1 protein-coding gene is annotated in these 1,479 nt (G+C 68.1%); it reads left to right on the plus strand.

Annotated elements, in window-relative coordinates:
• The coding region (locus P3H15_RS53915) for a condensation domain-containing protein (RefSeq protein ID WP_276144809.1) at window positions 1-1,479 on the plus strand (1,479 nt) is incomplete at both ends.

Raw genomic sequence — 1,479 nt, forward strand, 5'->3', positions numbered from 1 at the left:
GCGACCTCCAAGTCAAAATCCGCGGCCACCGCATCGAACTCGGCGAAATCGAAGCAACTCTGACGGCGGATCCCGACGTCACCCAGGCTGCCGCCGCGGTGCACCACGATCACCACACCGGGGACCGGTTGGTCGGCTACGTCGTCCCCCGTGAGGGCGCCCACCTCGACCCGGCTCGTGTCCGCGCGATGGTCGCGGACCGCCTGCCCGACTACATGGTGCCCTCGCCGATAACCGTCGTCGATCGGTTGCCGTTGACGGCGAGTGGGAAGGTGGATCGGCGGGCGTTGCCGGTACCGGTGTTGCCGGCGCCACAGTACCGGGCGCCGATGACGGTGGTCGAGGGTGTTGTTGCCGGGGTGTTCGCCGACGTCCTCGACAGCGAGCGGGTCGGACTCGACGACGACTTCTTCACCCTCGGCGGCAACTCGCTGCTCGCCACCCAGGCGGTGTCGCGGCTGGGTGTGGCGATGGATGTGCGGGTGCCGATGCGTGTGCTGTTCGAGGCATCGTCGGTGCAGGCACTGTCGAAGTGGCTCGAGTCCCGGACGGCTACGGGGGCACGCACACCGCTGCTGCCGCGGCCCCGACCTGAACGCATCCCGCTATCGTGTGCACAGCAACGGATCTGGTTCCTCAACCGGTTCGACCCGCACTCACCGGTCTACAACATCCCATTCGCCCTGCGCCTGTCGGGAACCATGGACACGGCCGCACTGCTGGCAGCGATCGCAGACGTCGTGGATCGGCACGAGACCCTGCGGACGATCTACCCCGAATCCGAGGCCGGCCCGCACCAAGTGGTTGTCCCGGCGGCGGAGGTCAGCGGCGGATTCGTCACCGCCGTCGTGACCGAGAACGAACTCGCCGCGCGGCTGACCTCGATGGCCTCGGCCGGGTTCGACGTCACCACCTCGGTGCCGGTACGGGCCGCCCTGTTCGAGACGGCCGACGATGAGCATGTGCTCGCCGTGGTGCTGCACCACATCTGCGCCGACGGCTCCTCGATCGCCCCGCTGGCCCGGGATCTCGCGACCGCCTACACCGCCCGCACCGGCGGGCACGCGCCACCATGGCCACCGCCAGCGGTTCAGTACGCCGACTACACCCTGTGGCAACGCGAACTCCTCGGCTCCGACGACGACCCGAACTCGGTGCTCGCACAGCAGCTGACATACTGGGATTCCACACTCACCGGGCTACCGGATCAGCTCGAATTGCCGGGTGACCGCACCCAGCCCATGGTGTCGCACCGGGGACGGACACACGCGTTCACGCTCGGCGCAGAGACCCACCTCTCGGTCATTGAGATCGCACGAGAACACTCCGTGACGTTGTTCATGGTGCTGCACACCGCGTTCGCGGTGTTCCTGGCCCGGATGTCGGGTACCGACGATATCGCGATCGGCACCCCTGTCGCCGGGCGCGGCGACCCCGCCCTCGACGACCTGGTCGGCATGTTCGTCAACACCCTCGCAC

Origin of the sequence: Rhodococcus sp. T2V, from assembly GCF_029269925.1 — a bacterium.
Classification (GTDB): domain Bacteria; phylum Actinomycetota; class Actinomycetes; order Mycobacteriales; family Mycobacteriaceae; genus Rhodococcus_F; species Rhodococcus_F koreensis.